Origin of the sequence: Fervidobacterium sp. 2310opik-2, assembly GCF_011057735.1 — a bacterium.
Classification (GTDB): Bacteria; Thermotogota; Thermotogae; order Thermotogales; family Fervidobacteriaceae; genus Fervidobacterium; species Fervidobacterium nodosum.
Map to the genome: position 1 here is coordinate 230,651 of NZ_LNGG01000006.1, position 6,000 is coordinate 236,650.

6 protein-coding genes are annotated in these 6,000 nt (G+C 38.0%); 5 read left to right on the forward strand and 1 reads right to left on the reverse strand.

Annotated features, from left to right (window positions below):
• The first annotated feature begins 292 nt into the window (after positions 1-292).
• From ord to oraE, 5 genes are read left to right on the forward strand one after another with little or no spacing between them, the layout of a single operon-like run.
• Positions 293-1,303 carry a 2,4-diaminopentanoate dehydrogenase gene (gene ord / locus AS161_RS04285; protein ID WP_164541896.1) on the forward strand — a complete coding sequence of 337 codons (1,011 nt, stop codon included), beginning with the start codon at positions 293-295 and terminating at the stop codon, positions 1,301-1,303.
• A 39-nt stretch (positions 1,304-1,342) separates the two neighbouring features.
• Complete coding sequence (ortA, locus tag AS161_RS04290; RefSeq protein WP_011994771.1) at positions 1,343-1,678, forward strand: 2-amino-4-oxopentanoate thiolase subunit OrtA; 336 nt, start codon at positions 1,343-1,345, stop codon at positions 1,676-1,678.
• On the forward strand, positions 1,675-3,102 hold the full coding sequence (gene ortB / locus AS161_RS04295; protein WP_164541897.1) for a 2-amino-4-oxopentanoate thiolase subunit OrtB: 1,428 nt from the start codon (positions 1,675-1,677) through the stop codon (positions 3,100-3,102). Before ortA ends, ortB begins: the two co-directional genes overlap by 4 nt.
• On the forward strand, positions 3,102-3,485 hold the full coding sequence (locus AS161_RS04300; RefSeq protein ID WP_164541898.1) for an ornithine aminomutase subunit alpha: 384 nt from the start codon (positions 3,102-3,104) through the stop codon (positions 3,483-3,485). The genes ortB and AS161_RS04300 overlap by 1 nt, the downstream gene beginning before the upstream one ends.
• On the forward strand, positions 3,485-5,686 hold the full coding sequence (oraE, locus tag AS161_RS04305; protein WP_164541899.1) for a D-ornithine 4,5-aminomutase subunit OraE: 2,202 nt from the start codon (positions 3,485-3,487) through the stop codon (positions 5,684-5,686). The genes AS161_RS04300 and oraE overlap by 1 nt, the downstream gene beginning before the upstream one ends.
• Before the next feature lie 26 nt (positions 5,687-5,712).
• On the opposite strand, the gene AS161_RS04310 is transcribed toward oraE, so the two are convergent.
• Positions 5,713-6,000: DDE-type integrase/transposase/recombinase (locus tag AS161_RS04310; protein ID WP_164541900.1), on the reverse strand; the 288-nt coding region annotated here is incomplete at its 5' end.

Here is a 6,000-nt window from a genome sequence, read left to right on the forward strand (position 1 = left end):
AATTATTATGTTTATCATCTATTTTAAATGGTTATCGATAATCACCTCTTTTCAAAAAATATTTTTTTAGACTGTATCAAAATCATTATTTCTGGTAAAGGAGCAAAGAAAAAATTAACTAAAGAGAGTATACTTAAGCAAAAAAGTGGGAAAAAGAGTATAAAAGTGATACATGCTCTCTATTCGTATTATATTGTAATTGCTTGTAAGGTGGAAATTTGGAAATAGACATGTATAAAAGTTAAAATTTATATAGGGAAGGCATTATTGTAAAAAAAAAGGAGGTTTTAGAATGCGTATAGTTACTTGGGGATTTGGTGCGATGGGTAGAGGTATCGCAAAGAATGTTATTGAAAGCAAGTTTATGAAATTGGTTGGTGTCATCGATAAAAATCCAGAGTTCATAGGAAAAGATGTTGGAGAACTCCTCGGTTTAGGTAAATATGGCGTAAGAGTAAGAGATTCCATAGATGTTATAGAAGAAACAAACCCAGATTTAGTTGTTGTAGCAACTAGTTCTTTCGTCAAAGATGTACTTCCACAAATAGAGTACGCTGTTAAGAATCATGCAAATGTAATTACTATTGCAGAAGAAATGGCGTTTCCATTTGATTCATATCCCGAAGAATCGCTTTATATGGACAGTCTCGCAAAAAGATACGGAGTCACTATACTTGGAACAGGTGTCAATCCAGGCTTTGTTCTTGACACACTTATAATATCTCTCACTGGTGTATGCACAAAAGTCAATAAAATTATAGCAAAGAGAATAAATGACCTTTCACCATTTGGAAAAACAGTTATGGAAACACAGGGCGTTGGTACAACACCTGAACAATTTGAAGAAGGCTTAAAGAAAGGAAATATAGTTGGACACATCGGTTTTCCACAAAGCATAGCTATGATTTCAAGAGCGTTAGGCTGGAGCATAACAAAAATCGAAGAAGAAAGAAAACCAATAATTTCGAATGTATACAGAGAAACACCTGTCGTGAAGGTGCAACCTGGTATGGTTGCTGGATGTAATCACTCAGCAAAAGCATATGTTGGCGATAAATGTGTTATAGAACTTTACCACCCACAACAAATTCATCCACAATTGGAAGGTGTCGAAACAGGTGATTACATAGAGATTTACGGAGATATAAACATCAACCTTTCGATAAAACCCGAAATCCCTGGTGGGAAGGCAACTATAGCTATAGCAACCAACATGATACCTATAGTAATTGGTGCGCAACCCGGACTTAAATGTATGGCAGATTTGCCAGTTCCAAGGTCAATCCTTTCTCAAATGGAATGATGATTAACTAAAATCAAAGATGAAAGGTGGTATTTTAAAATGCTTGCACGTAAAGGCGATTGGGTCCAAATAGAAGTGACCATCTTATCGCCGGAAGAAAGAGCTCCACAAGTACCTGAAGATACAAAAAAAGTTCCTCTTCAAATGCGCGTAAAAGGTTTCCTTATAAATGAAATAGCTTCACTTGACGCAACCGTAAGCATTCAAACAATGACTGGGCGAATAGTCACGGGGAGATTGGTTGCAATTAATCCAAAATACGAACATGATTTTGGAGAGCCAATTCCAGAATTAATAACCATTGGAAAAGAATTGAGAGAGATTTTAGAATCCCCTGAAGGAAATAGTAAGCAAAATGGCGGTGATCAAAAATGACACCAACAAGAGATTATTCATACAACGCGGTTATGGCTCGTCGATCCGAAATAATGAAAAAAGCTGTTGGCATAGATTACGAAAAGTTCATAATTCAAAATTTTGCATTTGATTATGAACGCATGATGCAAGAAGTAGGGTATACAGTAGAAGAAGTTAGAAAGATACAAGCTGAAACGTGCGTCGGAAATACACCACTTGTTGAACTCAAAAACATAAATAAGCTTATTAAAAAATTAGCTCCTAAAGGCAAAGGAGCAAGAATATTCTTGAAAGATGAAGCAACAAATCCTTCGGGAAGTTTCAAAGATAGGCGAGCAGCCGTTAGTGTTTATCATGCACAAAAGTTGGGTTACAAAGGAGTTATCGCGGCAACAAGTGGAAATTACGGTGCAGCAGTCGCATCTCAGGCAGCTAAGAGAGGTTTGAAATGCATTATTGTACAAGAATGTTACGACAGCCACTGGAGAGGTCAACCAGAAATTTTAGAGAAAGGTAGAGCATGTGAAGCTTACGGTGCCGAAGTTGTTCAGCTTACTGTCGGTCCAGAACTTTTTTACTATACATTAAAGCTTTTGGAAGAAACAGGTTACTTTAACGCATCACTTTATTCACCATACGCAATAGCCGGGATAGAGACTTTAGGATACGAAATCGCGGAACAGATGAAAGAACTCACTGGAAAATTTCCTGATGCAGTCGTAGTTACACACGCTGGCGGAGGGCTAATTACTGGAACTGCAAGAGGATTGAAAAAAGCTGGAGCAATTGAAACGAAGATAATAGGTGCAAGTGTTGATTTAAGAGGTCTACATATGGCAAGTGATAATGATTTTAATAAGAAGTACTTCACAACTGGTCATACCGGTTTTGGTATACCGTTTGCTGTATTCCCGGATAGATCCGATGTTCCAAAAAACGCTGCAAGACCACTCAGATATATGGACAGATATGTTCTAGTCACACAGGGAGAAGTATTTTACGTTACAGAAATGCTTTCAAACTTGGAAGGTTTGCAAAGAGGGCCTGCAGGTAATACATCTTTAACTGCGGCAATAGCTCTTGCTTTAGAGATGGATGAAGATCAAACGATAGTTGTTAACGAAACAGAATACACAGGTGCTGGAAAATTACCGTCTGCTCAATTAACTTTCGCTAAGAAGATGGGAATGGTAGTGAAAAGAGGAGATCCAATAAAAGAGGATAAACCAGGTAAAGTAATTGCAATACCTGAACACCCATCTCAGATAGGATACATAGAATATCCTGTTGAAGAAATGAAAAAAAGTTACTTGAAAGAACTTATAAAACGTGAAGGAAGGAACCAATTTACAGAAAAAGAATTGGAATTTCTCAAAGAAGATTTGAGAGCCACTGAAGAAGAAATTAAAAAATGGATTTCAGAAATTTCGGAGGTGTTATGATGAAACCAAGGCCGGACGATTTTGTAGAAAGGTCAAAACACTTGCAAAACATGACAGACGAAGAATTAAACGCATATTTTTGGAGTCTTGTTGAAAAAATTGTCGATCCATTAGTTGAACTCGCTAGAACACATACTTCACCATCGATTGAAAGGTCAGTACTTTTGAGAATGGGATTTAACAGTATCGAAGCTAAGAAACTCGTTGATATGATTTTTGAAAGGGGGCTCCTTGGCAAAGGTGCTGGCCATATCATTTGGCGAATTGCAAAGGAACATAACATCGATTATATAGAAGCTGGTAGAAGAATGATTAATGGTCAATATTGGGATGATGTAGATAGAATATTCAAAGGTATCAACAAAGGGGCGGTGAGCAAATAATGGACAAACTCGACCCAAGAAAACAAATTGACGTTGAAGAAATATTAAAAGACTTAGATAAATACAGGCCTAAGAGAAGGGGCTGGACTTGGAGAAAAAAACTGCCAGAGGGTACAAAAATAGACAGATACGAATATCACCAAATAAGTGAGCCTTTGAAAAACAGCATACCACTACCTGCTGCTCACTATTTCAACAACATAGATCCTCAACCAGATGTTGTTATAACTTCCGAAATCGCTTCAGGAAGGTTTGAAGACGATATTAGGCGTATGAGAATGGCGGCATGGCATGGTGCTGACCATATTATGGTTATCCGCACACTTGGTCAATCACACTTCGATGGTCTTATAGAAGGGACACCAGAAGGTGTAGGTGGAATCCCTATAACAAGAAAACAAGTTAGAGCAACAAGAAAGGCTCTCGACTTAATCGAAGAAGAAGTTGGAAGACCAATAAACTTCCACAGCTATGTTTCAGGTGTCGCAGGTCCAGAAATTGCAGTTTTATTCGCTGAAGAAGGAGTTAACGGCGCACACCAAGACCCACAGTACAATGTCTTATACAGGGGTGTCAATCCAGTCAGGTCATTTGTAGATGCTGCAGTTGCAAAAAAGATAATGGCATGGGCAAATATGCTCCAAATAGATGGTGCACATAACGCCAATGCATCAGCAAAATTGGCATGGACCGTTATGCCAGAATTACTGGTCCAGCATGGTATCAATTGTATGTATTCTGTCAAAGTTGGTATGCCAAAAGAAAACATCGCACTTTCAACAGTCCCACCAGTAATTGCTCCACTTCCAGAAATGCGTATCGATTTACCATACGCTGTCGCACTTAGAGAACTTTTCCAAGGCTACAGATTTAGAGCGCAGATGAATACACGATACATTGAATCTGACTTATTCGACGCAACAAGAGCGCATGTTCTCAACGCAGTACTTTCAAGACTAACAAGCGCGGATTTACAATCAACAATTACACCAGACGAAGGAAGAAACGTTCCATGGCATATAAATTCCATACGTGGTGTGGAAACTGCAAAGCATACATTGCTTGCAATGGACGGAATTAAAAAATACGTAAAGATAGACCAAGAAGCGATAAGGGAAAAAGTTAGAGAACTAAAAATGCGAGCTATACTAATGCTCGAAGAGATAATCGAAATGGGAGGCTATTTCGAAGCTCTTGAAGCTGGAATGTTCGTTGACAATGGATATTATCCAGAAAGATTCGGCGATGGAATAGCGAGAAAAAAAGATGGAGAATTAGCCGCCGGTACGGTTGTACCAAGAGACCACGATTACATGGCACCAGTTTGTGAACACTTTGGTTACAATAACTTACCTGAAGGGTTGGAAAAACCATGCGACTTAATTAACGGATGTACGTTCCATAATCCTGATAAAATACAGTTCATTGATGAGCTTGATGAAACAGATAACGTTAATTTAAGACTTGAAAAAATTAAAGATATGAAAAAACGAAACGTGATAAAACCTGAAGTTGAATGGTTTGCCGATGGTTGGATACAGCTAGATATGACTTTCTCATTGCCCGAAGAATACGCAGAAGCCGCGGCACTTGCCGTATGTGAAAAACTTGGTCTTGAGGAACCAACAATTATAGCTAAGACAGTACTTCACCCATCTGAAGGTACATACGTTGAAGTAAAAGCAAAAGTGCCATTTGAAATTAAAATCGATGAACTTGAACTTCCTAAGAAACCAGAAACTTTACCTGAAGAAGAACTTTTCAGCTTCGTCGAAAAACGCCCAATTAAAGTTGTAGCTGCCACTGTTGGTGAAGACGAGCATTCAGTTGGCTTAAGGGAAGTACTTGACATAAAACACGGTGGTATAGAAAAGTATGGTATAAAATATGTTTACCTCGGTACAAGCGTGCCACCAGAAAAATTAATTGATGCTGCCATAGAAACCGGAGCAGACGCTATTTTGGCATCGATGATAATTACACATAACGATGTGCACATCAAAAATATGAGAAGATTAAACGAACTGGCGATAGAAAAAGGAATAAGGGATAAAGTACTCATCATAGTCGGAGGAACACAGATAAATAACGACATGGCAATAGAAAATGGAGTAGACGCAGGTTTTGGCAGAGGGACGAAAGGTATCCATGTAGCATCGTTTATTGTCAAAAAACTAAAAGAAAGAGAATCTCAAAAATAATAAAACTCAAATTCAAAAAGATGCTGTTAACTAGTAGTGATGATGGAAGCTAAAGCTGTAATCATCTCATTTTCGTTCTCATATAACTTGCATAGGTTCCTTACTACACAAAAACCATTTACATAGTACCGTATGTTGCTAAATTTCTTGAAGCTCCTTTTCGCTCTAACAAACATCTTAAATAACGAAAATTTCGATTCACATTCGTTGTTTTTACCTAGTCTTACTTCTCTGTGCTCAACATTATCAAAATTTAGTTTCACTGCTATCTCGTACGCTTTTAGTCCATCGGTTATTAACTCTATTTGTGTGTT

Coding starts and splice junctions, on each gene's coding strand:
- ord (WP_164541896.1), top strand. CDS start 293: ATGCGTATAGTTACTTGGGGATTTGGTGCGATGGGTAGAGGTATCGCA.
- ortA (WP_011994771.1), top strand. CDS start 1,343: ATGCTTGCACGTAAAGGCGATTGGGTCCAAATAGAAGTGACCATCTTA.
- ortB (WP_164541897.1), top strand. CDS start 1,675: ATGACACCAACAAGAGATTATTCATACAACGCGGTTATGGCTCGTCGA.
- AS161_RS04300 (WP_164541898.1), top strand. CDS start 3,102: ATGAAACCAAGGCCGGACGATTTTGTAGAAAGGTCAAAACACTTGCAA.
- oraE (WP_164541899.1), top strand. CDS start 3,485: ATGGACAAACTCGACCCAAGAAAACAAATTGACGTTGAAGAAATATTA.